The 22,927-nt window shown below is 66.8% G+C and carries 23 protein-coding genes and 1 tRNA gene; 12 read left to right on the forward strand and 12 right to left on the reverse strand.

The features are described from left to right. Window positions 1–2: 2 nt before the first annotated feature. Window positions 3–1,190 carry a low temperature requirement protein A gene (locus tag MWM45_RS01005; RefSeq protein ID WP_247827743.1) on the reverse strand — a complete coding sequence of 396 codons (1,188 nt, stop codon included), beginning with the start codon at window positions 1,188–1,190 and terminating at the stop codon, window positions 3–5. Window positions 1,191–1,325: 135 nt separating this feature from the next. Between MWM45_RS01005 and MWM45_RS01010 the strand changes: the two genes are divergently transcribed. Continuing rightward, window positions 1,326–2,201, forward strand: a complete 876-nt coding sequence (locus MWM45_RS01010; protein ID WP_247827744.1) for a YsnF/AvaK domain-containing protein — start codon at window positions 1,326–1,328, stop codon at window positions 2,199–2,201. 81 nt (window positions 2,202–2,282) lie between these two features. On the opposite strand, the gene MWM45_RS01015 is transcribed toward MWM45_RS01010, so the two are convergent. The 6 genes from MWM45_RS01015 to MWM45_RS01040 form a co-directional block, all read right to left on the reverse strand. Further along, window positions 2,283–2,681 carry a VOC family protein gene (locus MWM45_RS01015; RefSeq protein ID WP_247827745.1) on the reverse strand — a complete coding sequence of 133 codons (399 nt, stop codon included), beginning with the start codon at window positions 2,679–2,681 and terminating at the stop codon, window positions 2,283–2,285. 73 nt (window positions 2,682–2,754) lie between these two features. Further along, complete coding sequence (locus tag MWM45_RS01020) at window positions 2,755–4,848, reverse strand: iron ABC transporter permease (protein WP_247827746.1); 2,094 nt, start codon at window positions 4,846–4,848, stop codon at window positions 2,755–2,757. Window positions 4,849–4,853: 5 nt separating this feature from the next. Then, window positions 4,854–5,846 carry an ABC transporter substrate-binding protein gene (locus MWM45_RS01025; RefSeq protein WP_247827747.1) on the reverse strand — a complete coding sequence of 331 codons (993 nt, stop codon included), beginning with the start codon at window positions 5,844–5,846 and terminating at the stop codon, window positions 4,854–4,856. 48 nt (window positions 5,847–5,894) lie between these two features. After that, window positions 5,895–6,728, reverse strand: a complete 834-nt coding sequence (locus MWM45_RS01030) for an ABC transporter ATP-binding protein (RefSeq protein WP_418909713.1) — start codon at window positions 6,726–6,728, stop codon at window positions 5,895–5,897. A 210-nt stretch (window positions 6,729–6,938) separates the two neighbouring features. Beyond that, window positions 6,939–7,175: a hypothetical protein gene (locus MWM45_RS01035; RefSeq protein ID WP_247827748.1), complete on the reverse strand. Its 237-nt coding sequence runs from the start codon at window positions 7,173–7,175 to the stop codon at window positions 6,939–6,941. A gap of 95 nt (window positions 7,176–7,270) precedes the next feature. After that, window positions 7,271–8,110, reverse strand: a complete 840-nt coding sequence (locus MWM45_RS01040; RefSeq protein WP_247827749.1) for a sigma-70 family RNA polymerase sigma factor — start codon at window positions 8,108–8,110, stop codon at window positions 7,271–7,273. Window positions 8,111–8,190: 80 nt separating this feature from the next. Here MWM45_RS01040 and MWM45_RS01045 point away from each other — a divergent pair, with 80 nt between their 5' ends. From MWM45_RS01045 to MWM45_RS01060, 4 genes are all read left to right on the forward strand, one after another. Continuing rightward, window positions 8,191–8,538 (forward strand): cytoplasmic protein, encoded by a 348-nt coding sequence (locus MWM45_RS01045; protein WP_247827750.1) that lies wholly within the window; start codon window positions 8,191–8,193, stop codon window positions 8,536–8,538. A 143-nt stretch (window positions 8,539–8,681) separates the two neighbouring features. Beyond that, window positions 8,682–8,840 carry a hypothetical protein gene (locus MWM45_RS01050; RefSeq protein ID WP_247827751.1) on the forward strand — a complete coding sequence of 53 codons (159 nt, stop codon included), beginning with the start codon at window positions 8,682–8,684 and terminating at the stop codon, window positions 8,838–8,840. 174 nt (window positions 8,841–9,014) lie between these two features. Beyond that, window positions 9,015–9,416 carry a phage holin family protein gene (locus MWM45_RS01055; protein WP_247827752.1) on the forward strand — a complete coding sequence of 134 codons (402 nt, stop codon included), beginning with the start codon at window positions 9,015–9,017 and terminating at the stop codon, window positions 9,414–9,416. A 35-nt stretch (window positions 9,417–9,451) separates the two neighbouring features. After that, the gene (locus MWM45_RS01060) at window positions 9,452–9,655 is read left to right on the forward strand and encodes a hypothetical protein (RefSeq protein WP_247827753.1); all 204 of its coding nucleotides are present in this window, start codon (window positions 9,452–9,454) and stop codon (window positions 9,653–9,655) included. A gap of 158 nt (window positions 9,656–9,813) precedes the next feature. Here the strand turns inward: MWM45_RS01060 and MWM45_RS01065 are convergent, their stop codons facing one another. Then, window positions 9,814–10,590, reverse strand: coding sequence for a FadR/GntR family transcriptional regulator (locus tag MWM45_RS01065; protein ID WP_247827754.1), 777 nt, complete (start codon window positions 10,588–10,590; stop codon window positions 9,814–9,816). Window positions 10,591–10,694: 104 nt separating this feature from the next. Between MWM45_RS01065 and MWM45_RS01070 the strand changes: the two genes are divergently transcribed. The 6 genes from MWM45_RS01070 to MWM45_RS01095 all read left to right on the forward strand — a co-directional run bounded on the left by MWM45_RS01070 (window position 10,695) and on the right by MWM45_RS01095 (window position 18,906). Further along, window positions 10,695–12,203 (forward strand): amidase, encoded by a 1,509-nt coding sequence (locus tag MWM45_RS01070; protein WP_247827755.1) that lies wholly within the window; start codon window positions 10,695–10,697, stop codon window positions 12,201–12,203. Between the two features lie 135 nt (window positions 12,204–12,338). Next, window positions 12,339–13,070, forward strand: coding sequence for a 5-oxoprolinase subunit PxpA (gene pxpA / locus MWM45_RS01075; protein WP_247827756.1), 732 nt, complete (start codon window positions 12,339–12,341; stop codon window positions 13,068–13,070). A gap of 886 nt (window positions 13,071–13,956) precedes the next feature. Further along, a complete protein-coding gene (locus MWM45_RS01080; RefSeq protein WP_247827757.1) occupies window positions 13,957–14,655 on the forward strand; it encodes a hypothetical protein in 699 nt (232 codons plus the stop codon). A gap of 88 nt (window positions 14,656–14,743) precedes the next feature. Beyond that, a complete protein-coding gene (locus tag MWM45_RS01085) occupies window positions 14,744–15,298 on the forward strand; it encodes a hypothetical protein (RefSeq protein ID WP_247827758.1) in 555 nt (184 codons plus the stop codon). 275 nt (window positions 15,299–15,573) lie between these two features. Further along, window positions 15,574–15,647 (forward strand) — tRNA-Met (locus MWM45_RS01090). A gap of 997 nt (window positions 15,648–16,644) precedes the next feature. Further along, the gene (locus tag MWM45_RS01095; RefSeq protein ID WP_418909714.1) at window positions 16,645–18,906 is read left to right on the forward strand and encodes a rhamnogalacturonan lyase; all 2,262 of its coding nucleotides are present in this window, start codon (window positions 16,645–16,647) and stop codon (window positions 18,904–18,906) included. A gap of 138 nt (window positions 18,907–19,044) precedes the next feature. Here MWM45_RS01095 and MWM45_RS01100 read toward each other — a convergent pair whose 3' ends face one another. The 4 genes from MWM45_RS01100 to MWM45_RS01115 form a co-directional block, all read right to left on the reverse strand. Next, a complete protein-coding gene (locus tag MWM45_RS01100; protein ID WP_247827760.1) occupies window positions 19,045–19,380 on the reverse strand; it encodes a GYD domain-containing protein in 336 nt (111 codons plus the stop codon). Between the two features lie 112 nt (window positions 19,381–19,492). After that, complete coding sequence (locus tag MWM45_RS01105) at window positions 19,493–20,260, reverse strand: SCO1664 family protein (RefSeq protein ID WP_247827761.1); 768 nt, start codon at window positions 20,258–20,260, stop codon at window positions 19,493–19,495. Next, entirely contained in the window at window positions 20,260–20,808 is a 549-nt protein-coding gene (locus MWM45_RS01110; RefSeq protein ID WP_247827762.1) for a DUF3090 domain-containing protein, read from the reverse strand. The genes MWM45_RS01105 and MWM45_RS01110 overlap by 1 nt, the downstream gene beginning before the upstream one ends. A gap of 9 nt (window positions 20,809–20,817) precedes the next feature. Continuing rightward, complete coding sequence (locus tag MWM45_RS01115) at window positions 20,818–21,525, reverse strand: histidine phosphatase family protein (protein ID WP_247827763.1); 708 nt, start codon at window positions 21,523–21,525, stop codon at window positions 20,818–20,820. Between the two features lie 224 nt (window positions 21,526–21,749). Between MWM45_RS01115 and MWM45_RS01120 the strand changes: the two genes are divergently transcribed. After that, window positions 21,750–22,832 carry a TerC family protein gene (locus MWM45_RS01120; protein WP_247827764.1) on the forward strand — a complete coding sequence of 361 codons (1,083 nt, stop codon included), beginning with the start codon at window positions 21,750–21,752 and terminating at the stop codon, window positions 22,830–22,832. Window positions 22,833–22,927: the final 95 nt, after the last annotated feature.

Raw genomic sequence — 22,927 nt, forward strand, 5'->3', positions numbered from 1 at the left:
TGTTATTCCCGGATCGATACCCTCGCCTCGGCATCCAGCATGCTCTCCGCCACCACCAGCACGGCGGTCATCACGGACGCCAGGGCGAGGGCCGCCAGTGGTGCCAGTGGTGCGGCGACGGGGATGAGCAGGAGCAGGACGGCGGCGCCGACGAGCCGCAGCTTCTTCCAGGAACCGGACATGCGGCGCCAGAAGGCCGAGCTGCCGAGGAGGAACAGGGCGGCCCCGCCGAAGAGCGCGAACGAGCCGAGCAGGCCGAAGTCCTCCGTGTCGTAGACGTGCGCCAGGACGTCCTCCACCCCGAACGCGGAGAGGATGATCCCTGCCACGAGGGGCAGGTGCAGGTAGCTGTAGGCGTCGACGGCGGCCGAGATGCGTTCGTGACCCCGCAGCGCCGCGAACCTGTGCTCGGCAGCGATCGCCGTGACGTCGAAGTGCAGCCACCACAGGCAGACGGACAGGGCTATCCCGAACACCGCGCCGAGGAGGATCGGGACGCTCACCGGTTCACGGGACGCGCCGACGCCGATGGCGACGATCGATTCGCCGAGCGCGAGGATGACCACCAGGCCGTGGCGTTCGGTCCAGTGCGCCGCCGAGGGGAGGCGCCAGTCCCCGCCGGAGACGAGGTAGGTCAGGGCGATGTCCACGACGAGCCCCGCCAGCCAGAACCAGGTCTGCGCCGTCCCGCCGATCACGGCGCCCACGATGAGGAGGGCGCAGCCCGAGAACATCGCCCCGGACAGCTTGAGGACCTGGCGCTGCAGCGGTTTGTCCCCCACAGCCGCGTACAGGTAGAGCGCCAGGTGCATCAGGCGGACCACGAAGTACGCCAGCGCGAGGACGAGCGGTCCGCTGAGGCCACCCTCGAGATCGTCGAAGGCTTCCGGGATGGCAAGGGCCGCGATGAACATGGCGACCATGACGACCGACAGCCCGAGACGCATGATGCCCTCGTCCACGTGCGTCTGGTTGCCTAGCCAGGAGAAGGCCACCCAGGACCACCAGAGCAGGCCCAGGATGATCATGCCCTGCAGCACTCCGGGGAACGAGTGCTCATGGGCCATGAAGCCGGTGACCTGCGTGAACGCGAACACGAACACCAGGTCGAAGAAGAGCTCGAAGGTGGTGACGCGATGCGACTCGTCGGAGACGCGCGCCGCCCGAAGGGTTCTCCGTCGGAGCTGCATGCGGCACAGTCTAGGACCGCCTGGGCCGGTGGCCGAGGGGTCGGCGAATTATGAAGTGCACCCGGAGTGATAAGCATGCTTGCTATCGCTCCGGACGGGCCCTACGGTGAAGGGAAGCAACCCCTCGAAAGGATCATGATGATCACGCTTGAACAGATGAAGGATGCCATGAATGCCGGCGCGAACGTGCTGAGCGAGGATGGAGCCGTCCTCGGCCCCATGGGCCAGCTCTACGTCGACGACGCGACCGGTGACCCCAGCTGGGTCACCGTGGCGACCCACACGGCCGGCAACCCGGAATCCTTCGCGCCCCTCCGCGACGCCACCCTCGACGGTCAGGACGTGCGCCTCCCGTACCCGCACGGCACGGTCTACGAGTCCCCCAAGATGTCGCAAGACGGGCACCTCAGCCCCGAGGAGGAGCAGCACCTGCTCCGCTACTACGGCCTGATCGCCGCGACGGACGACGACGGCCCGGCAGCCGCGCCGACCGGTGACCGCTCCTCGCGCGCCGACGCCTTCGCCGGTCGCTCCGACCGCTCCGATTCCGTCGAGGGACGCCCCGACGGCTTCGCGGGAGGCTCGGCCGATGACGACGAGGTGTCCATGACGCGCTCCGAGGAGCAGCTCCGCGTGGGCACCGAACTCCGGGAGACGGAGCGCGTGCGCCTCGTCAAGCGCGTGGTCACGGAGGACGTCACCATGACCGTCCAGATCCGTCGCGAGGAGCTCGTCGTGGAGCGCGTGCCGGTCCAGGACGGCGCGCCGCTGTACGACGACGGCGCAGGCACGTTCAGCAAGGCCGAGCGTGAGCGCCTGTACTCGGCCGTGGAGACCGCCTTCAATGGCGACGTGGTCGAGATGGTCCTCTACGAGGAGAAGCCGCGCATCGAGGTGGATGTGGTGCCCATCGAGCGCGTCCGCATCAGCCGCGAGGCACGTACGCACGACGAGGTGGTCTCCGGGCAGGTGCGCAAGGAAGTCATCGAGACGGAGCGCATCGAGCTGTAGGGTCCACCCGCCCTCCCGAATACCGGAAATGACCGCCGAACTGAGCTTTCGGCGGTCATTTCTGCCCTCTCGGCGTTCGTCCTAGTGCTCCCGTGAGGACAGCACGCAGAACTCGTTGCCGTCCGGGTCCGCCAGGACCTCCCACGTGACATCGGGCCCCTGCCCGATGTCGATGCGGTGCGCCCCGAGGGTGATCAGACGCTCGATCTCGGCGTCGCGGTCCTCGCCGGCACGGGGCGCGAAGTCGAGGTGCAGGCGGTTCTTCCCCTGCTTCTCATGCTTCACCGGGACGAACACGAGGCCGGGAGGGACCTGCTCGAAGGCCAGCGTGGGCTCGAGCTCGCGGGCCCACGGTGGTACCACCGCGGCCTCGTCGTCGTCCTCGAAGATCACCTCCCAGCCCAGTGCGGCGGACCACCAGTGCGCCAGGGCACGATGGTCGGTGGATTCGATGACGGTGGAGTACCAGCGAAGAGTCATGCGCTGATTGTGCCGCGATGACAAGGCGTATGCGCCCAAAGCCGGACAGTTCCGGTCCGCATTGCTGTCCGGGTCAGCGGCTGAGGCGGCTCCGGAACAGCAGGTGGACGAAGTAGGGCGCGCCGAGCAGCGCCGTGAGCAGTCCCGCCGGCAACTGCGCCGGGGCGATCGCCGCCCGGCCCACGAGGTCGCCGAGGCAGACGAGGAGTGCCCCCAAGAGCATGGCGGCGGGCAGGATGAGCCGGTGCGACGCACCCACCAGGGCCCGCGCGGCGTGGGGGGCCACGAGACCCACGAAACCGATGACGCCGATGCCCGCGACGGAGGATGCCGTGAGCAGGACCGCGGCCGAGAGCAGCACCAGCCGTGCCCGCGGGACCCGGATGCCGAGCAGGCGCGGCGTGTCCTCGTCGAGGGCCAGGAGGTCCTGCGTCCTGTGGAGCGCCGCGATGACCGGCACGGCCACGAGCAGGGCGACGGCCATGGGCACGAGGTGCTGCAGCGACCGGCCGTAGGTCGAGCCGGACAGCCAGGTCAGGGCCTTGGACTCGTTCCACGGATCGGTGGCGACGATCAGCAGCGTGATGACGGCGGTGGCCGCGGCGGAGACGCCGATGCCGATCAGCACCAGCCGGTCCGTCTGCATCCCGCCGCGGAAGGACAGCCCGAACACGATGAGCGAGACGACCGCGGCACCCACCCCGGCCGCCGCGCTGACACTCCAGAAACCGGCGAGCGGCACGGCCGTGATGACGACGACCGCTCCGACGCCCGCTCCACCGGAGACCCCGAGGATCGCGGGTTCGGCGAGGGGATTCCGCGTGACGGCCTGGATCGCGGTCCCGGCCAGGGCCAGCGACGCGCCGGCGAGCAGGGCCGCGCCGACGCGCGGCGCCCGGGTGTCCAGCACGCTCGAGACCACCGGCCCGGCCTGGCCGGACACCCAGTTGGCGACATCGCCGAGGAGGAGCTTCGCGTCGCCGAGCAGCAGGCCGGCGACGGTCGCCGCGGCGAGCAGCAGCGTCAGGGCCACGAGCACGGTGGTGCTCCGGGCGGCGCCGACGGTGCGCAGCGAGACGGGCGCGGCGTCCCGGGTGGGGCCGTCCGAGCGCATCCGGTGGGCGAGCGCCACGAGGAAGACGGCGCCGAACACCGTCGTGACGACGCCCGTCGGTACCTCGACCGCGCTCTCCGCTCCGATCGCCGCCCGCAGCAGCACGTCCGCGCCGAGCACGAGGAACACGCCCATCAGCGCTGCGGCGGGGATCAGCGCGAGGTGCCGGTGCAAGCCGGCGATGCGGGGCGCGGCGAGGCGCACGACGGCGGGCGCGGCGAGCCCGACGAAACCGATGGGCCCGGCGACGGTGACGGCCGCGGCGGAGAGGAGCACGGCGAGCACGATGGCGAGGACCTGCGTCCCGCGAACGTCGATCCCGAGGACGCGCGCCTGGTCGTCGCCGAGCGTCAGCAGGTCCAGGGACCGTGACTTCACGAGCAGGAGGAGCAGGCTCGCGCCGACCAGCGGGGCGAGCAGCATGACCTTCTCCAGTCCGCTCTGCCCGAGGGAACCGGACCCCCACGCGAACAGGCCGCGGGTCTCCTGCGAGAACAGCAGCAGGAGCGCGCTGGTGAGGGCGCCGAACGCCAGGGCGATGGCCGAACCGGCGAGAACCAGGCGCACGCTCGAGGCCTGTCCGGCTCCGGAGAGCGCAAGGACGAGGGCTGCCGCGGCGAGGCCGCCGATGAACGCCACCCCCACCGCGCCGAGCAGCGGCACCTGCAGGCCGAGCGCCGCGACGGCGACGACGGCGAGGTGGGCGCCCGCGTTCACCGCGAGGGTGTCGGGGGAGGCGAGGGCGTTCCGTGACACGGACTGCATCACTGCGCCGGCCGCGCCCAGGGCAGCGCCGACGAGGATGCCGGCGGCCAGCCGGGGGATGCGGCTCGCGGCGACGACGGCGCCCGTGGTGCCGTCGTCGTTCCCGGCCAGCAGGCCGAGGATGTCCGCGGCGTCGACGCTGGAGGTGCCCTGCGTGAGGTGGACGAGGGCGAGGACCGCGGTGGCCACCGCGAGGAGGCCGCCGGCAAGGGCGAGCCGCGCTCCCGGACGCGGGGCGGGGACCCCGGCGCGTGCGGGAGCGGGCCGGGTGAGGGTTGCCGGCGGCACCGCCGCTACTGTCCGGCCTGCGCGGCCTCGACGGCCGCGTCCACGATCTGTCCCATGGAGCTGGGTCCCCCGAACGTCCACAGGGCGTCGGGGAAGCGCGTCACGTCGCCGGATTCGACGAACGGCAGTCCCTCCCACACGGCGTTGCCCTCGAGCTCGTCCTGGTACGGATCACCGAAGGCGTCGTTGGCCATGTACCAGAACAGGGTGTCCCCGGGCAGGGCGGTGAGGCCCTCGACGTCGGTCTGGCCGAGGCCGTAGGAGGGGTCGCCCTCGACGTCCCAGGCGTCGGTGAGGCCCAGCCGGGCGAAGACGTTCCCGACGAGCGATCCTTCGGTGAACGGGCGGATCGACACGCTGCCGGCGTCGACGTAGGCGTCGGAGAACGCGACCGGGGCGCCCGCGGCGCCCGCCGCCTCGATGGCTGCCTTGCCGTCGGTGATCTTCGCCTCGAGGCCGGACCGGAGGTCCGCGGCCTGGTCCTCGGTGCCCGTGAGCGTGGCGATCAGGTCGAGGTTCTCGTACATCTGGCCGAGGTTGTCGGTCGCGTCACCACCGGGGACGACGACGACGGGCACGGTCTGCTCGATCTGCTCGATCGCACCCTCGACGAGCTGGTCGGTGACGATGACGACGTCGGGCGTGAGGGACACGAGGGTGTCGATGCTGGGCTCGCCCCGCACGCCGACGTCGGTGACGGAACCGTCGAGCGGCTCGGCGCTGACCCACTGGGCGTAGCCCTCCACGTCCGCGGCGCCCACCGGCATCACGCCGAGGGCCACGAGGTTCTCGACGGCGTTCCACTCGGTGGCCACCACGCGGTCGGCGGGTCCGTCCAGGGTGACCTCCTGGCCGCGGGCGTCGGTGACGGTGATGCGCTCGCCGGCCGCAGTTTCTTCGGGCGAGGAGCTGCCGGCGGCTTCCTCCGTGGTGCCGCACGCGGTCAGGGAGAGCAGGGCCACCGCGGCGAGGGCAGCGAGGATCTTCGGGTGTGTCATCGGCTTCGTTTCTGTTCGTGCGCGGACGGCGCGGGGGGATGGAGCGGATCAGGGGGTGGGGACGGCCGCGCGGGGTGCGTTGTGGCGCCCGACGGCGCGGGTGTGGACGGTGCCGTCCGTGACGGTCACGTCGACGCGGACGCCGTAGGCGCGGGACAGGTTCTCGGCGGTCAGGACCTCCAGGGGGGCGCCCTGGGCCATGATGGTGCCGTCCTCCAGCAGGACCACGTGGTCGGCGATGGCGGCGGCCTGGTCGAGGTCGTGCAGGACCACGCCGACGGTCACGCTGTGGTGAGTGGCGAGGTCGCGGACGACGTCGAGGATCTCCACCTGGTAGCGGAGGTCGAGGTAGGTGGTGGGTTCGTCGAGCAGCAGCACGCCGGTGTTCTGCGCCAGGCAGCCGGCGAGCCAGACGCGCTGCACCTGTCCGCCGGAGAGCGCGGCGACCGGCCGATCGGCGAGGTCGGTGGTGCGCGTGAGTTCCAGGGCGCGGTCGACGGCGGCAGGGCCCTCCGCGTCCTGGCCCGTCCAACGGCTGCGGTGCGGGTGGCGGCCGAACGTGACGACCTCGCGGACGGTGAGGCCGCCGGGGACCGGCCGGCTCTGCGCCAGGAGGGTGATCGCACGGGCGAAGTCCCTGGGGGAGAGGCCGAGGACGTCCGCGCCGTCGTCGAGCGTGACCGATCCGGTGTCGGGTGCGTGGAGGCGGGCGATGCTGCGCAGGAGGGTGGACTTGCCGCTGCCGTTGGGGCCGATGAGCGCGGTGACCGTGCCCGGCGCGAGGCCGAAGGAGACGGACCCGATGACCCGCCGGCTGCCGTAGGAGACGCCCAGGCCCGCGACGGTGAGCGTTGGCGGGACGGGGGAGTCGTTGAGGGGCACGAGCTTAGGTTAGGTTGTCCTAATGTGAAAGCGCAAGAAATAACGTCACATTGGCGTGTCCTAATGCTCGAGTTGCCCACTCCGGTGAAAGGTGGCCGGCGCTCGCCGAGAGTTCCGGGTCCGCGTTCCCGCCCGAGACGGCGGAAATGACCGCCGGAACGCGCTTCCAGCGGTCATTTCTGCCGTCCCGGCGCCAGGGAGTCGGCCGGATCAGCCCTCGGGCAGCGCGGCGAAGGCCTTCTTGGTGTCGTTGTACCAGCCCATGCCCTTGACCGGATTCTTCCAACGGCCCTTCATCGCGTCGTGGGCCGCCTGATGCTCCGTGTCACCGGCCGTGGTGGCGTCCTTCAGGTGCTGGTCCTGGGCCTTGATGACGTCGTCCGCGGAGTCGCCGTGGAGCGCCAGGTCGCAGGGGCCGCCGAGCTGTTTGCAGGTCATGGTCTTCATGGGAGTTCCCTTCCGCTGGTGCGGTGTGTGCAGGGCCGGCGTCTGCCGCCCCTGTACTGATGACGAGTCGGGCGCCGGAAATGTGACCGACGAACCTACTTCCGTTCCGAGGTGACGCGCCGGACGAGGGAGCCCAGGACATCCGGCCGGGCCCGGAACGTGATCGCGCTGACCACGCCGTCGGTGATCGTGAAGTCGAACGCCACCCGAGGCTCGCCGCGGAGGAACCACGCCGCGCCCGGTCGTCCGTCGACGAACACCGGGAAGGCGGTGGTGGCGGCCCCGTCGAACATGGCCGCCACCGTCTCGCGGCCCTCCAGCCTTGTCGGGGTGCCTGCGGCGATCGCCTCGGTATCGGCGCTGACGACGACGTCGGGCGCGAGCAGGTGCACCAGGCGGGCGAAGCTACCGCCCCGGGACGCAGCGAGGAACGCGTCCACGACCTCCCAGTCGGCCGGTGTGCCGTCCGGGGCGAGGGTCGAGACCCGGGACCGGGCCCTCGACGCCAGCTTGCGGGCGGCCTCCGGTGAGACCGTGAGGACGGTGGCGATGGTGCGGAAGTCCACACCGAAGGTGTCGTGCAGGATGAACGCCACCCGCTCGGACGGTGACAGGCGTTGCAGCACCACCTGGAGGGCGACGCCCACGCCGGCGGCCTCGATCAGTTGCTCGGCCGGATCGGTGACCGCATCTGTCGCAGGGTCGGGCATGGCGTCCGTGGGCTCCGGCACCCTGGAGCGCAGGCGGTCGAGGCAGAGGCGCGTCGTCACGACCGTCAGCCACGCCGGAACGTTCTCGATCTCGGTGTCGGTGGCGTTCAGGCGCAGCCAGGCCTGCTGCACCATGTCCTCACCCTCGGCCCGGTCATCGAGGACACCTGCCGCGATGCGCACCAGGCGCGGGCGTTCGGCTTCGAACTCTTCCGTCAGGTCCATGCGGACACCCTAGGACGGTCCTGTGCGGGGGCGGTAGGAGGACTCTGGTCGACCGTGGCCCGCGGGCGTACAGTCCGCCCATGGCACTTGATCCGGTTCAGACCAATCCCGAGCATTACCGCGTGATTTTCGAGAACGATCGCGTTCGCGTCCTCGAGTACACGGACGAGCCCGGCGATATCAGCACAGAGCATCACCATCCCGACAGTGTCATGATCACGGCCGGTTCGTTCCGGCGGCGGCTGCATGCCCACGGGAGGAGCATCGATGTGGAGCTCCCGGACGAGGCGGTCCGCTGGCTGCCCGCCCAGGACCACTACGGCGAGAACACGGGCACGACGCCGTCGCACGCCTTCTTCATCGAACTGAAGGAAGCGGATCCGAACCCCGTCACCGGTGGCCCGCATCTGGGTCCGGTCAAGCTCTGACCTACCCTGCGCCGATAGATACCAAGCAGGCTGATGATACGCGTAGGCTGGATGGACGACGTCGAACACCCCACCGTGGCGGTCCTACCCCGCACCCTTGCAGCGCGTCGCACGGCCAGCAGGATCCCATCGGAAGGACTCCCATGAGCACCCAGAACCACCAGCCCCAGCACGACGAGTCTGCCGATGAAGAGCTGTCGGAGTCCCTCGAAGGGCACGAGGATCTGTCGAAGGACGGCGACGACGACGAATCGCCCCTCGAGGAGATCGAGGACAGCCCGGTCCGCACCAAGAACAGCTAATCCGCTAGCCCGAATCACGGGGCGTCCGCTGCTGCGGGCGCCCCGTTTTGCTTCGCCCTTCGCGCTCGTGGCCGACCGGTCCTCGCCCGATCAGATTCACCCGGAGTGGGCGACGCGTCATCGCTCGAGAGTGGAGAGTCTGGGACGAAAAGATCGACGAGATCGGACCTCGGAATGATTCGTTTCTTGATACACATTCTGATCAATCTCGCGACGGCAGCGATCGGGCTGCTCCTCGCGGGCTGGATCGTTTCCGGTGTGGTGCTGCAGCCGACCGGTTTCGTTGTTGCTGTGATCGTCTTCGCCCTCGCCCAGGGTGTGCTCGGGCCGTTCGTGTTCAACGTCGCCCGGCAGTATGCGTCGGCCATCCTTGGAGGAATCGGGTTGGTCACCACGCTGATCGCTCTGGTGATCGCGTCATGGTTCGATGGCGGGCTCGAGATCAGTGGCTTCATGGCGTGGGTGGGCGCCACCCTCCTGGTCTGGATTGTGACTGCTCTTGGCGGGTGGATTCTGGGGTGGCTGTTCATCACCCGCCGTCTCGGAAAAGGAAAAGAAAGCAAGGTCGCCCAATAGCCAACCCGCACTACTGGCGTCCTCATGTTCTGGCGGTGCAGCGCGTCATCCGCGCCGTCGATCGACAGATCGCCCGGGACCCGGCGTGGTTCGATGCGTGTTGGGTGATCCGTGACCAGCGCGGGTGGCCGGCGGACAAGAAGCACCGCCGGCGGACCCGGGAACAGGCGTCGTGGGAGCACTACGCCGGTGTCCTCACCCTAGACAGGACCGAAGCCCTCGGCGCGCTGGGGGAGTAGGTGGGAACGCGGACGCGCTGTGGGCGCGGCGCCTCGAAGACGTGCGACAGTTCAAGGCCGACACCGGCCGGTTCCCGATCTACGACCGCGACCGGTACCCGGAGGAGACGGTCCTTGCCGGTTCGATGATGCTGGGCGGTCGTGAGGTGAACCGGTTGTTACCTGGTTTCGCGGATGTCGGGGAGCGAGGCGACGGTGATGGATGAAGGGCTTCGGTCGTTGAGCGCTGTCAGGCGCACGTGCGCCAGATAGTCGACGTGAGCGGTGAAGGCTTGTGCTGCTGCATCTGGGTCGCCGGCCTCGATGGCCTGATACAGCGCGTAGTGCTGTTCAGTGACGGTTGACCGGTCGAGTTGATCGACGAAGACACTATTCGTTGCCGGGCGGCTCAAGTGGACGGCGGTCATGGCGAGCTCGAGGATCTTGTTCTTGGCTGCACGACAGATGGCCGTGTGAAATTCGAGATCCAGGTCGAGCCAGTCCGCGATGTCCATCGAATAGTCGCGGGATCGCTCGACGGGCCGCAGGATCGCCTCGAGGTCCTCTGTCGTCCGTCTGCGGGCAGCCAGATCCACGCACTGGAGTTCGAGGATCGCGCGCGCCTCGTCGACGTCCTGCACGGTAACGTTTCCTGCCCTGAACCACAGCCGGATCGCATCTCCGAGTTGTATGGCCACCTCGTCCGCGTCCGGAAGGGAGACGAACGTGCCGCCGTTACTGCCTCGGGCGGTTGTCACCATGCCGGTGGCTGATAGAAGTTTCAAGCCTTCCCGGGCCGTTGACCTGGCCACATCGAAGGCCGCGGCGAGTTCCTGTTCGCTGGGAAGTCGCTCCCCGGGACTCCACGTTCCCAGGGAAATCGCTTCTCTGAGTTGACGCGCGATCTGACCGGACGCGTCCCGACGTTCAAGCGGGGTCGGCGCAAAATCACTCACAATGTTCTCCATCCAAAGTCTTCCGGCCAGCATACCCACCGTGTAATACTTCCAATGTCAGACATTAGTTCTTGGCTGCTTGTTCCTCGTCAAAGGAGACACTCATGGAGACCATCGACAGCAAGCTCGACCTCACGATCGAGAGTGCGAGTATCGCCGAGTTACAGGCCGCCATGCGGGCTGGGAAGCTCACCGCAGTGCAGCTCGTGGATTTCTATCTGGACCGCGTGGCGCGTTTCGACACCGCGGGTCCGGCGCTGAATTCCATTGTCACGCTCGCCTCCGATGCCCGCGACCAGGCTGCCGAACGGGATGCGCAGCGCACCAGTAACCCCGATGGTGTCGGGCCGCTGCATGGCATCCCGATCCTGGTGAAGGACTGCCTGGAGACGGCGGATATGCCCACCTCCTTCGGATCCGAAGTCTTCGCCGACTACCAGCCCAGCGAAGACGCCACCGTCATTCGCAAACTGCGCGAAGCCGGCGCGATCATCCTGGGCAAGACCACGCTGCCCGACTGGGCAACATCCTGGTTCACCTATTCCTCGCGCAGCGGTCTCACCAAGAACCCCTACGATCTCAGCCGTGACCCCGGTGGATCCTCCGCCGGGACGGGGGCGTCGATCGCGGCGGCACTGGCAACGATCGGACTCGGCACGGACTGCGGAGGATCGGTGCGCGTTCCCTCGTCCTTCTGCAACCTCGTCGGTGTCCGTTCCACCCCAGGGCTCATCAGCCGCAAGGGGTGCAACCCGCTCGTGAGCGTGCAGGACACGATCGGGCCGATGGGTCGAAGTGTCGCCGACGTCGCCCGCGTCTTCGACGTCATCACCGGATTCGACCCTGACGACGAGCTCACCTACGCCGCCGAGATCACCCCCGCCCAGCAGTCGTACCTTTCGGCGCTGGTACCCGATGCGATTGTCGGCGCACGCATCGGCGTCGTCCGGAACGCCTTCGGTTCCGATGACGACAAGTACGCGGCCCCGGTCAACGAGGTCATGCGGGCCGCGCTGGACCAACTGACTGCGGCGGGTGCGATCCTGGTGGACGTCGAGATTCCGGACCTGCAGGACTGGAATGCCCGAACCTCGATGTACACGATCAAGTCGAAGTTCGACATCGACAAGTTCCTTGCCGCCATGCCGGATGCTCCCATGCACTCCGTGTCCGAGATCATCGAATCGAAGCGGTACCACCCGAAGCTCGACCTCCTCGAGGCTCTCAGCGAGGGCCCGGACGATCCCTTCTCGGATCTGTCGTTCTACGCGGCGTACCTGGCACGCGAGGCGTACATGAAGACGGTGGTGAACCTGATGGGAGCGAGCGATCTCCTCGCGCTGGTGTACCCCACCGTGCAGGTCGTGCCACCGACCCGGGAAGAGTGCGATTCGTCGCAGTGGAACACCCTGAACTTCCCGACGAACACGTTGATCGGTTCGCAGACGTGGATGCCGTCGATGACGATCCCCGCGGGACTCACCGAGACAGGATTGCCGGTCGGGATGGAGATCCTGGCGCGACCCTACAACGAGCGCACCCTGTTCCAGGTTGGATACGGCTTCGAGCAGGTCGCCAGTCACCGGCATCTCCCGGACTCCGTCGCGCACTAGCCACACCACGCGACACCATGAGCGCGCGTCGCGGGACCGGGCCCCCACCGGTCCCGCGGCGCGACCCCGGACACCACGGGCGCGCCGAGACGCAAACGCGGGCCACGCCGCATCGAAGCAGCGAATGGACCCTTGATGATCACGCTCAACGCCGACATGGGCGAAGCCCTGGGTATTCACTCCTTCGGCAATGATCCGGCGTTGCTGCCGCTGGTCGACACCATCAACGTGGCCTGCGGGTTTCACTCCGGGGACCCATCCACCATGCGGCAGACCATTGAAGCCGCTCTCGAGCACGGTGTCACGGTCGGCGCTCACCCTGGCCTGCCTGACCTCGTTGGCTTCGGCCGCCGCGAGATGAAGCTCGACAAGAGTGAGGTCCGGGACCTGGTGCGGTACCAGGTCGGCGCGCTGGTCGGGTTCCTCGACGCGGCCGGTGCACCACTGAACCACATCAAACCCCACGGCGCCCTCTACGGGATGCTGGCCCGTGACGAGGACCTGATGGACGCCCTCTGCGACGTGGCACTCCACTACGGCGTCCCAGTCCTGGGACTGCCAGGGACAGCGCACGAGCGAACAGCCAACCGCCGCAACGTGCCATTTGTTGCCGAGTTCTACGCGGACCTCAGGTACGGGGACGACGGGATAGTCGTCGTGGAACGCCACGGCAAGCAACGCACCCCGGCCGAACTCGCCGAGAGGCTTCGTGCCGCCATCACCACAGGATCTGTTACGACAACAACGGGCAACGAAGTGCCGGCCCGCGTGGAGTCAGTGTGCATCCACTCCGACCTGCCCGCCGCACCCTCCAACGCCCGTATTGCCCGCGACGTCATCAACGAAAACCCACACGCTCGGCCATAGGGCTGCCGTATCACCTACGGGTACAAAGACTGCGTGTTTGCTTCCGGTGCCACTGTTGAGATGCGCACGCGCACAGCAGCCTCCGTGCGGACTGCTCAACGTAGATCGGGGTGGCCTTGATTGTGTCCCGCAGGTTGACGCATACGGGTGACGTAGACCAATCGAGGAGAGACCTCCCAAGAACTGGCTGCCCGCACTTGATTGTGTAGCCCTAGTAGGCGGTATATGGCACATGAAAGATGCTCTGTCCGTCAAACTGACGGCATAGTGCCTTTGAAGCCCTTGCTGCTCAAAGACACATCCCCCGGTGCCTCCACCGGTGAAATTGATGCCGCTGCGGTGGTGATGGGCTTGACCGTGTGACGGAAGTTGCTTCAAAGTCAGGGTCAGAGCGGACAAGCATGATTGGTGCTGCCGAGCTGGCCGTCCTTGATTGTGTCTACGAGGTTGGTATTTCTGTCAGTAGGACTTCCTTGTTCCGTCGAATACCGCGGAGCCTTTATGGGACTCTTTCTGCCTCTTCTGGCCTCGGGTCGACTGGGTGTGCTCGAGGGGCTTGCTCGTGTAACGGAGGTTCACGAGAATTGATTCCTAAGGGGCTGAAGGGGATGTTCCATTGCTTGACGGACCAGCGGTGTCCTCGTTTGCCTGGTCGTTCTGGAGGCGGATTGGCTTGTGTCCGGGAAGTTGGCGGATAATTGATTCATCGGCAGCATTCGCTGTCTAGGGCGACTACCTTTGCCTCGATCGGCGCAGGGGCCCGTCGCTCTTGATTGTGTCCCGCTAGTAGGGCGCATATATTCCTTAGAACGTGCGTAGCCTGTCAGATACCGCAGGGCCCCTTCGGGGGTCCTTTTTTTGTACCCAAAATCAGGAAGGAACCATCATGACCATCGTCCTCACCTCCACCACCAGCCGTGCGCCCCGCAGGATCACGACCTCCCCCGCGCCAGGACATGGGACCAGTGCCCGCTACAGGCGGCCGTGGGAGATCGCCATGGACACGGTGGCAGCACTACTGTCTGACCCCCGGGCGCGATTGTCCTCACCGCAGGCCATCACCGTTCTGCGGCAGCAGATCCACCGGGTCGAAGGCACGGTGGATGTCTCGGATGTCCGCTCCTGCCTCACGGATACCTGGCAGGCCCTGCTCGTGTTGGCTGAGGCGGGGGAGAGGGACGATGAGCTGCTGATCGCCGGGCGGCGGCTGGTTGTGGTGCTGGCGGAAATGCTATGCAGCCCCATCCAGATGCCCCTTCGTCACCGGCAGTGCTACTGGGAGCTCCTGCAGGGTCACCTGCGGATGCTCAGCCGCACGACCGACCACGAGGCGTCGCTGCAGCGCATCGACCGCCGGTTCCCACGGTGGATGGACAGCCTCAACACGGTCGTGTGGTGCGGAAGGATCCGCCCGGTGGCCGCTCCATCGAGGCTTCTGAGCCGTAACGTGCGCCGCAGCGCCGACGAGGAACTCAACCACGCCGGGCGCCGCGCCACCTCGAGCGCCTCCTGCTCGGCTCCCAACGAGGCACAGTACCTCGGGAACGCCGGGGACCACTGGCGGATGCACACCTCCCACCGGTAACAACCACCACCCCAGCACAACCCCAGCGTCCCGCCTCATCGAAGGTGAGGGGCGCTCTTTTGTCTACGCTCCGGAAAGGAAAAACACTATGCATCAACCAGCATCGCCTCCCTCGGACCCTGCCCTGTTCCTCTGGGCAGCGCACATCGGACGCACCACCCACACCACGGGTTTCTCCCGGTTCCATCGCTGGCTCGCCGACGTCGGCCCTCTGATCGAGCAGTACATACACGGTGGCTACAGGAGCGGCGAGGTCCTGCCTGCGATGACCGTGCTCGGGATCCTGGAGCTTTCCCTGACCGCGGGATCAGCGCTGTCCCCTTCGGACGGGCGCAGGGCGTTGCTGACAGTGTGGGCGAGCCTCGGTGACCTGTACGGGGTCCGCCACCACCCGCGGGCGGTCGTGGTGTCCCGGGCTGCGATGATTCTCGCCCTCAACGCCCTGCTGTTGGCCGACGAGCCGCCGCCTGGCGTGGAAATGTACGTTCCAGTCCTCGACGCGGAGCTGGCTGTCCTGGACTGGGGGCTCCTCGGACAGGTATCCCCTGAGCGTGCCCTGCAGATCGAGCAGATCGAAGAAGACTGGCGCGCCTGCGAGGCAGAGGAGACCGACGAACCGATCAGTAGTACATCGGAGGACTAGCTGTCGTGAGGGAGGCAACCCATGAGCGCTGGTCGGCTCAGCTGAAGCCTCGCTGCACCGCACGTCCTTTCGAAGACCAGACTCACGAGGATCACGGTTTGACCGGTACCAATGGGGACGACCAGGCCTGAGCGAAATACCGACAGCTTGTCGGGCGGGCATACCTCGCCGTCTCTGAACCCAACGCGCTCCGCGGGGAACAGCCCGAACGCTCCAAGCCCAGAGTGCCCCTAATTGGTGTACTCACCCTGCGGCCAGTAAGGTCGTTTATGCGCCGCGGGGTGGAGCAGTTCGGTAGCTCGCTGGGCTCATAACCCAGAGGTCACAGGTTCAAATCCTGTCCCCGCAACAAAAGAGCACTTCTACCGACTCCTTTGTCAAGTAGGTGCTTGAAATTAGCCACGTCGGCTTCAAGACGACACGCGATCCGTACTCTCTGCTCCCCGCGCGGCCGCGTTAGGTCCTCCTCGATTCACCGCTGATAACAGCGATTACGTCCTTTGCCAGCGCTCACATCCCATGGAGGAGCCTGCTGAATTCGTGACGCCTGTAGCGCGGAGAGCAGCAGGGCGGGTGTTGCGTCAACGGTGGGGTTGCGGGGACGAGGCCGGAAACCAATCAAAAGAGGAGCGGCATGAGCATAGGGCGGTGGTTCAAGCGATCCTTCGGGCGGAAGGACGCGCGGACACTGGATGGTCGGCCGAACGCTCAAGGCAGCTCCTCGGTGAACGTGTCACTTCACCTCGAGACGGACCCTTGCGTTGAGGTGGCGGGAACGACGACCTTCGCCAAGTATGCAGTCACGGCGTTAGCCCGTCGACGAGGGCTGCCTGAGCGCGGATTCCTCGAGACCGGAGCGCTACTCCAGCGTGAACCGAACAACCCCGTTGACCCTCACGCCGTTGCCGTCATCGTGGAAGGGGAAAAATCGGCAATCGGCAGGCGAGAAGTAACCACCGACCATGCGAAGGTCGAGCGCGCCCGAGATCTCGAAGCATAGCGGTCCTCACCAGCAGGCATCGGCAAAATCATCGGCGCCAGTCGTACCACCGTCTACCGCTATTTCAGCATTGGGAATCAAGAGCATCCGCGGGCTCGCAGGGAAGAACGGGCAAGTTCGTAGTGACGGGGGATCGACCCACGCAGGGATGAATGGGGTCACGTTCATCGTTCACGCGCTGCTCCGCATGCCGGTCAACTTTGTGACGCGTTGAAGTTGGCACGCCTTCATTTCGTCTGTTGCTCTTGACAACTGATCCGATGCGAAAGCACCATGAAGCCGTTAGGAAAGCGGTTTCCCGTAGTGGAATCTACTGATTTGCTTCTTCGTCACGACATCAAGGGAGATGGTTATGGTCTCGTTCGTTCATCCACGAATGCCACGACGAGCACTGGGAGCGGCGGCAGCGGCAGCCGTCGCTGCAGCAACGCTTGTGGTCATGCCGGCAGCTGCGGCACCCGAGAACACACCGATTCGGCAGGTGGAATACCTCGACCGCGCCCCGGTTGCCGTCACGACCGAGGGGGGAGTCTACGTTGGCTGGCGCATGCTCGGCCTCGACGCCGATTCGATCGGCTTCCACGTCTACCGTGACGGTGTTCGCATCACTGACACCCCGATCACCGGCAGCACGAACTTGCTCGACGCGGAGGGGACTGGTGCTTCGGTCTACCGTGTGACCGCGCTGATGGACCAGCGTGAAGTGACTGTCACTGACGAGTTCCTTCCGTGGGGTGATCAGTCCCTGGACATTCCGCTTCAGCGTCCGGTAGGCGGCACGACTCCGACGGGTGAGGCATACGAATACGAAGCCAACGATGCGTCCGTAGGTGACCTCGACGGTGACGGAGAGTACGAGATTGTTCTCAAGTGGAATCCGACGAACGCGAAAGACAACTCACGCTCGGGCTACACCGGGAACGTCTACCTCGACGCCTACAAGCTTGACGGTACCCGGCTGTGGCAGATTGACCTTGGCCGCAATATCCGCGCGGGAGCGCATTACACGCAGTTCCAGGTGTTCGATTACGACGGTGATGGCCGAGCCGAAGTTGCGATGAAGACCGCTGACGCCACGGTCGACGGTGCCGGAACGGTTATCGGCGATGCGGCGGCGGATCACCGCAACACGAGCGGCTACGTCCTGACCGGACCCGAGTACCTGACTGTCTTCGAGGGCGCGACAGGTACGGCTCTCGACAGTGTCGACTACGTACCGGCGCGGGGAACGCTGTCGTCGTGGGGTGACACCTACGGAAATCGGATGGACCGATTCCTCGCCGGCACCGCCTACCTCGACGGCGAGAATCCCAGCATGATTTTCAGCCGTGGGTACTACACGAAGACCTATATCGCCGCGTTCGACTTCGTCGACGGCAAGATCGAAGAACGCTGGTTGTTCGACTCGACCGCTGCCGGCAGCCAGTTCTCCGGGCAGGGCAACCACAACCTTTCCATAGCGGATGTCGACTCCGATGGCGCCGACGAGATCGTCTTCGGGTCGATGACGATCGATGATGACGGTACGCCGCTCCACACCACCGGCCTCGGTCACGGTGACGCCATGCACGTCACCGATCACGTTCCCTCCCGTGACGGGCTCGAGGTCTTCGCAGTGCACGAGAGCATGCCGAGCAGCGGCCAGCGAGCGGCTACGATGCGCGACGCGGCGACGGGTGAGATCCTCTGGTCCATCCCCGGTGCACGTGACACCGGCCGTGGCGCTGCAGGCGATATCGATCCGACGCACGAAGGCAACGAGGCATGGGCGATCGGAGGCACCTACAAGTACAACTCGAAAGTCGGATCGCTCCGCGCGGCAGACGGCGCTGACCTCGGCACGAGCATCCCTGCGGCGAACTTCCTGACCTGGTGGGACGGGGACCTGCTGCGCGAGATAACCGACCACGACTACACCGATCCGGCCGAGCTGGCCACCGGTGCGACGCCGACCATCTCGAAGTGGAACTGGGAGTCGAAGACGGAAGAACGGCTGCTCACGCTCGACGGCACGCTTACCGGCAACGGCACGAAGGGCAACCCGGCACTTCAGGCCGACCTGTTCGGCGATTGGCGCGAGGAACTCGTCTACCGCAGCGCCGACCACTCGTCGCTGAAGATCTTCACCACAACCGATGTCACTGAGCACCGGATCCGCACTCTGATGCACGATCCGGTGTACCGGCTCGGCGTAGCGTGGCAAAACACCGCCTATAACCAGCCTCCGCACACGGGCTTCTTCCTCGGCGAGGGAATGGAGACGCCGCCCGCTCCGAACATCGCCTATGTGAACGCCCCGGTACTCGACGAGACAGCACCAGTCGTGACGGGGATCAAGGACACCAAGGTAGGTGCGAAGCGCGGTCTTGTGGTCGACGTTCGAGCACAGGATGCTGAGTCGGGTGTCCGCTCGCTCACCGTCAGCTTCAACGGACGAGAGCTCACCGGGGTGAACGGCCGGTACGAGCTCCCCATCGAAGGCCTCAAGGGCAGCTTCGAACTCAGCGCGACCGCGGTGAACCACGCCGGTATCGAAACCACAGCGACAGCCGAGATCACCGTGCGACCAGGTAACGGCAAGCCCCAGGATCACGACAAGGAGAGCTGAGCGGGAAAGACCGGGGACGGGCGGCGGGGCCGGTGCCTCGCCGCCCGTCCTGGTGATCCTGGTCAGCCCTGGTCGTGATCGCCGGTGTGGGTCGCTGGCCACGCAGCGACCACGGAGGCAGTCGTCGTGCGGGTTCAGTCAAGAGTGTTGGGTTCCGGGAGGCCGGTACTTGATCTGCTCGGCCTTGCGCATGGCTTCCATCGCCTCGTCGACGGTCAGGAGCACTGTCGTCTCGAGCGAGCTCAGTGCGCCGCCTCCGCTGATCGCCAGTGCAACCGACGCCATGGAGACGTTGTCGGGAGCCTCCCATAGGTTGTAGCCGTCGTGGGCGCCGAAGGCGTACCAGAATCCGTGGAGCTTCCCTCCGACGGACTCGATGTACGCTCGGGCGGCTTTCTCGCGGTCCTCGGGAGCGTTGATCAGCCTCGCCCAGGTCTCCGGTGTGTAGCTGAACTTCGACAGGTAGAGCGGCATCGTCTCGTCCCTTCATTCACTGCCGGACGTGCGGATCCACCAAGAATGGCAGCTTGCACCGAGGCCAGCAATGGGTACGGGTACAGCCTCATCCGGGGCCGCGATCGTCCCCTCAGAACAGAGGCCAAGGCACGGCGGACATCTCACCTCTCGGACCAGGAAACCGCCCGGTCGCGCGTAAGGCGGCACAGCGTGCGGCGAGCGACGAGACCTCCTCGGCGGTGAGCAGCTCCGCCAAGTGTCGACCCAGGACACCCCGCAGTCCTTCGCTGACACGACCGACGCCCTCGAGTTCGTCGGCCGTCAGCTCATCGCCGATCCACCCCCACAGCACCGTCCGCAGCTTGTGGTCGCGGTGGAACGTGAGCCCATGGTCCACGCCGTAGCGGTGCCTGTCCGCGACGGCGAGGATGTGGTCGCCCTTGCGGTCGGCATTGTTGACGACGGCGTCGAACACAGCCATGCGCCTCAGTACCGGGGTGTCCTCATGGACCAGGGCGACCATCCGCCCCGTCTCGTCCTGGCCTTCGAGGACCTGCTTCCAGCCGGCCTCCGGCACGTCGTCCGCCGCGACGAGGTCCACGGCGCTCTGGTCGGCATCCGTTTCCTGCCAGAGCTGCACCATGCCCTCGCCGAACGGACCGTCGCGCAGCCAGGTGCGCGGCACGATGTTCCAGCCGAGGACCTCCGACACCTGATAGGCAGCGACCTCCCGGTGCGCCAGGAAGCCGTCGGGGAAATCCCACAGCGGCTTCTCGCCCCGGATCGGCTTGTACACGACCGCCGTCTCGCCGATGCTGCCCAGGAAGGTGGCGTTCGACGCCGTCGTGATGCGGCCGGTGAGCGTCAGCTCGGCGGTCACGAGGTCGGGCGCCGGCATCAGACCTCGGGGATGGCGCAGATGTGCCCGTCGGCATCGATGGGCTGCCCGCAGATCACGCAGATCGGACGGCCCGCTCCCACGATCTCCCGGGTGCGCTTGGTGAAGGCACGGGCGGTCCCCACCGGCATGCGCACCAGCAGCATCTCGGACGCATCGGCCTCATCGTCGTCGAGCAACGCGGCGTCGTCGTCGGTCTCGGGTAGCGGGTAGGCCTCGATGACCACCTGAGCCGTCGCCGGATCCCACCCCAGGCTCATCGCGCCGGTGCGGAACTGCTCCTCGACGGTCTCGAGTTGGTCGTTGTCGACCAGTTCGATGGGCGTGCTCGTGGGAACGCTGAAGGGATTGCCGTCCAGGGTGCTGAGCTCGTCGAGGATCTCGTCGATCTTCTCGGCGAGCAGCGCCGACTGCTGCTTCTCCAGCGCGATACTCACGAGCTGGGACCCCGAGCGCACCTGCAGGTAGAACGTACGCGCCCCCGGGAGGCCGATGGTGCCGACGACAACGCGGTCAGGCCAGGCGAACTCGTGAACAGTTGTAGGCATAGAAGTATTTTAGGCCGACGAGGTGCGTGTCGCCGTCGGCCCTGCGCCGCCGCCCACCGGCGCATCGCCGGACACGGTGCCCTTCGCCAGCCACGACAGGTCCCCGGCGTCGGTGTTGGTCGCGTGCACGCTCGGCCGGCTGGAGCCGTACTGCACGATCGACACCGAGGCGGGGCCCACGCTGATGCGCTGGAACAGGTCGAGGTGCATGCCGTAGGCGTCCGCCAGGACCGACTTGATGATGTCGCCGTGGCTCACCGCCACCCACACGGCGCCGGGCCCGAATTCGGCTTCGAAGGCTGCATCGTGGCGTCGGATGGCCGCCACCGACCGCGCCTGCATCGCGGCCATGGATTCGCCGCCGGGAAAGGTGACGGCGGACGGCTGCGACTGCACCACCGGCCACAGGGGTTCCGTGGCGAGATCACTGAGCAGGCGGCCCTGCCACTGGCCGTAGTCGCACTCGGTGAGATCGGGATCGATCGGCGCATGCGGGGTGCCGGTCTGGCGATCGAGGATGAACCGGGCGGTCTGCTGGCACCGCTCGAGGGGGCTGGACACCACGCCGACCACGGGCACGGCGGCGAGCCGGTCACCGGTCACGGCGGCCTGGTCGCGCCCCGTCTCGTCCAGGCCGACGCCGACGGTCCTGCCGGCCAGCAGGCCGGTGGCATTCGCTGTGGTGCGGCCGTGCCGCACGAGGATCACTGTCGCCATCCACCCAGCCTAGCCACCCGCCCCACGGCAGTGGCCGCTCGCGCCCCGGGAATGCGCACGGCCAGGCGTACGCTAGGCTTTTCATATCAAGGGGAGTACTCCCGTCTGTGATCGGCCCGTCAATACGGATGCACTGAAGCATCCCGGGCCCATCGGTTCCGGTTCCGTCCGGGCGGAGGAGACCTTGGCGCCTATGTCCGACGCCTACCCTTTGGAGTACCCACATGCAGGTGACCCCCACGATCTGGCTGATCACGATCGCCGTGACGATCCTCTTCTTCGTCTACGAGTTCTTCGCGCACGTGCGCACACCCCACGAACCGACCATCGGTGAATCGGCCCGCTGGTCCGCGTTCTACATCGGCCTCGCCCTGCTCTTCGGCGTGGGCATCGGCATGGTGTCCGGCTGGGACTTCGGCGGCGAGTACTTCGCCGGCTACCTCACGGAGAAGGCCCTGTCGATCGACAACCTCTTCGTGTTCCTGATCGTGATGACCGGCTTCGCGGTCCCGAAGAAGTACCAGCAGAAGGTGCTGATGGTCGGCATCATCATCGCGCTCATCCTCCGCGGCGGGTTCATCGCCATCGGCGCGAGCCTGATCGAGAACTTCTCCTGGATCTTCTACATCTTCGGTGCCCTGCTGCTCTTCCTGGCCTACAAGCAGGCGTTCGGCAGCCACGACTCCAACCCGGCCGACGGCAAGTTCATGCAGCTGGTCCGCCGCGTCCTGCCGGTCACCGACGAGTACCACGGGGACAAGCTCACCGTGAAGAAGGGCGGCAAGCGCTTCGTCACCCCCATGCTGCTCACCATCATCGCGATCGGCTTCGTGGACCTCATCTTCGCCGTCGACTCCATCCCCGCGATCTACGGCCTGACCAACGAGGCGTACATCGTCTTCACGGCCAACGCCTTCGCCCTGATGGGCCTGCGCCAGCTGTTCTTCCTCATCGGCGGACTGCTCGAACGCCTGGTCTACCTCGCCCAGGGGCTCGCCGTCATCCTCGCGTTCATCGGCGTGAAGCTCGTCTTCCACGCCCTGCACGTCAACGAGCTGTCCTTCATCAACGGCGGGCAGCCGCTCCTCTGGGTCCCCGAGATCCCCATCTGGTTCTCGCTGCTGTTCATCGGCGCCACCATCACCGTCGCCACCATCGCGAGCCTGCTCAAGACCCGGGGCGACGACGCCAGGAACGACCGCGAGACGGTGCGGGACGAGCCGGTGATCGCCGCCGACCCGGAGGATCGCACCGACGGTCCGCCGGTGGACGAGACCACGGGCTCGACGCGCGGCGCCGCCAAGTAGCAACAGTTCGACGGCCACCGGTACCCCATCTGCGGGGGTGCCGGTGGCCGTCGGCGTATCCGGCCCGGACGGTACCGCAGTTCGGCACGGCGCGG

Origin of the sequence: Arthrobacter antioxidans (assembly GCF_023100725.1) — a bacterium.
Taxonomy (GTDB): domain Bacteria; phylum Actinomycetota; class Actinomycetes; order Actinomycetales; family Micrococcaceae; genus Arthrobacter_D; species Arthrobacter_D antioxidans.

Excerpts from the sequence above, each read along its gene's own strand:
- MWM45_RS01100 (WP_247827760.1), bottom strand. The coding sequence starts at position 19,380 with ATGCCGCTCTACCTGTCGAAGTTCAGCTACACACCGGAGACCTGGGCG.
- MWM45_RS01115 (WP_247827763.1), bottom strand. The coding sequence starts at position 21,525 with ATGGCGACAGTGATCCTCGTGCGGCACGGCCGCACCACAGCGAATGCC.
- MWM45_RS01015 (WP_247827745.1), bottom strand. The coding sequence starts at position 2,681 with ATGACTCTTCGCTGGTACTCCACCGTCATCGAATCCACCGACCATCGT.
- pxpA (WP_247827756.1), top strand. The coding sequence starts at position 12,339 with ATGATCACGCTCAACGCCGACATGGGCGAAGCCCTGGGTATTCACTCC.
- MWM45_RS01050 (WP_247827751.1), top strand. The coding sequence starts at position 8,682 with ATGAGCACCCAGAACCACCAGCCCCAGCACGACGAGTCTGCCGATGAA.
- MWM45_RS01005 (WP_247827743.1), bottom strand. The coding sequence starts at position 1,190 with ATGCAGCTCCGACGGAGAACCCTTCGGGCGGCGCGCGTCTCCGACGAG.
- MWM45_RS01080 (WP_247827757.1), top strand. The coding sequence starts at position 13,957 with ATGACCATCGTCCTCACCTCCACCACCAGCCGTGCGCCCCGCAGGATC.
- MWM45_RS01085 (WP_247827758.1), top strand. The coding sequence starts at position 14,744 with ATGCATCAACCAGCATCGCCTCCCTCGGACCCTGCCCTGTTCCTCTGG.
- MWM45_RS01105 (WP_247827761.1), bottom strand. The coding sequence starts at position 20,260 with ATGCCGGCGCCCGACCTCGTGACCGCCGAGCTGACGCTCACCGGCCGC.
- MWM45_RS01045 (WP_247827750.1), top strand. The coding sequence starts at position 8,191 with ATGGCACTTGATCCGGTTCAGACCAATCCCGAGCATTACCGCGTGATT.
- MWM45_RS01010 (WP_247827744.1), top strand. The coding sequence starts at position 1,326 with ATGATGATCACGCTTGAACAGATGAAGGATGCCATGAATGCCGGCGCG.
- MWM45_RS01035 (WP_247827748.1), bottom strand. The coding sequence starts at position 7,175 with ATGAAGACCATGACCTGCAAACAGCTCGGCGGCCCCTGCGACCTGGCG.
- MWM45_RS01025 (WP_247827747.1), bottom strand. The coding sequence starts at position 5,846 with ATGACACACCCGAAGATCCTCGCTGCCCTCGCCGCGGTGGCCCTGCTC.
- MWM45_RS01095 (WP_418909714.1), top strand. The coding sequence starts at position 16,645 with ATGGTTATGGTCTCGTTCGTTCATCCACGAATGCCACGACGAGCACTG.
- MWM45_RS01120 (WP_247827764.1), top strand. The coding sequence starts at position 21,750 with ATGCAGGTGACCCCCACGATCTGGCTGATCACGATCGCCGTGACGATC.
- MWM45_RS01070 (WP_247827755.1), top strand. The coding sequence starts at position 10,695 with ATGGAGACCATCGACAGCAAGCTCGACCTCACGATCGAGAGTGCGAGT.
- MWM45_RS01040 (WP_247827749.1), bottom strand. The coding sequence starts at position 8,110 with ATGGACCTGACGGAAGAGTTCGAAGCCGAACGCCCGCGCCTGGTGCGC.
- MWM45_RS01110 (WP_247827762.1), bottom strand. The coding sequence starts at position 20,808 with ATGCCTACAACTGTTCACGAGTTCGCCTGGCCTGACCGCGTTGTCGTC.
- MWM45_RS01055 (WP_247827752.1), top strand. The coding sequence starts at position 9,015 with ATGATTCGTTTCTTGATACACATTCTGATCAATCTCGCGACGGCAGCG.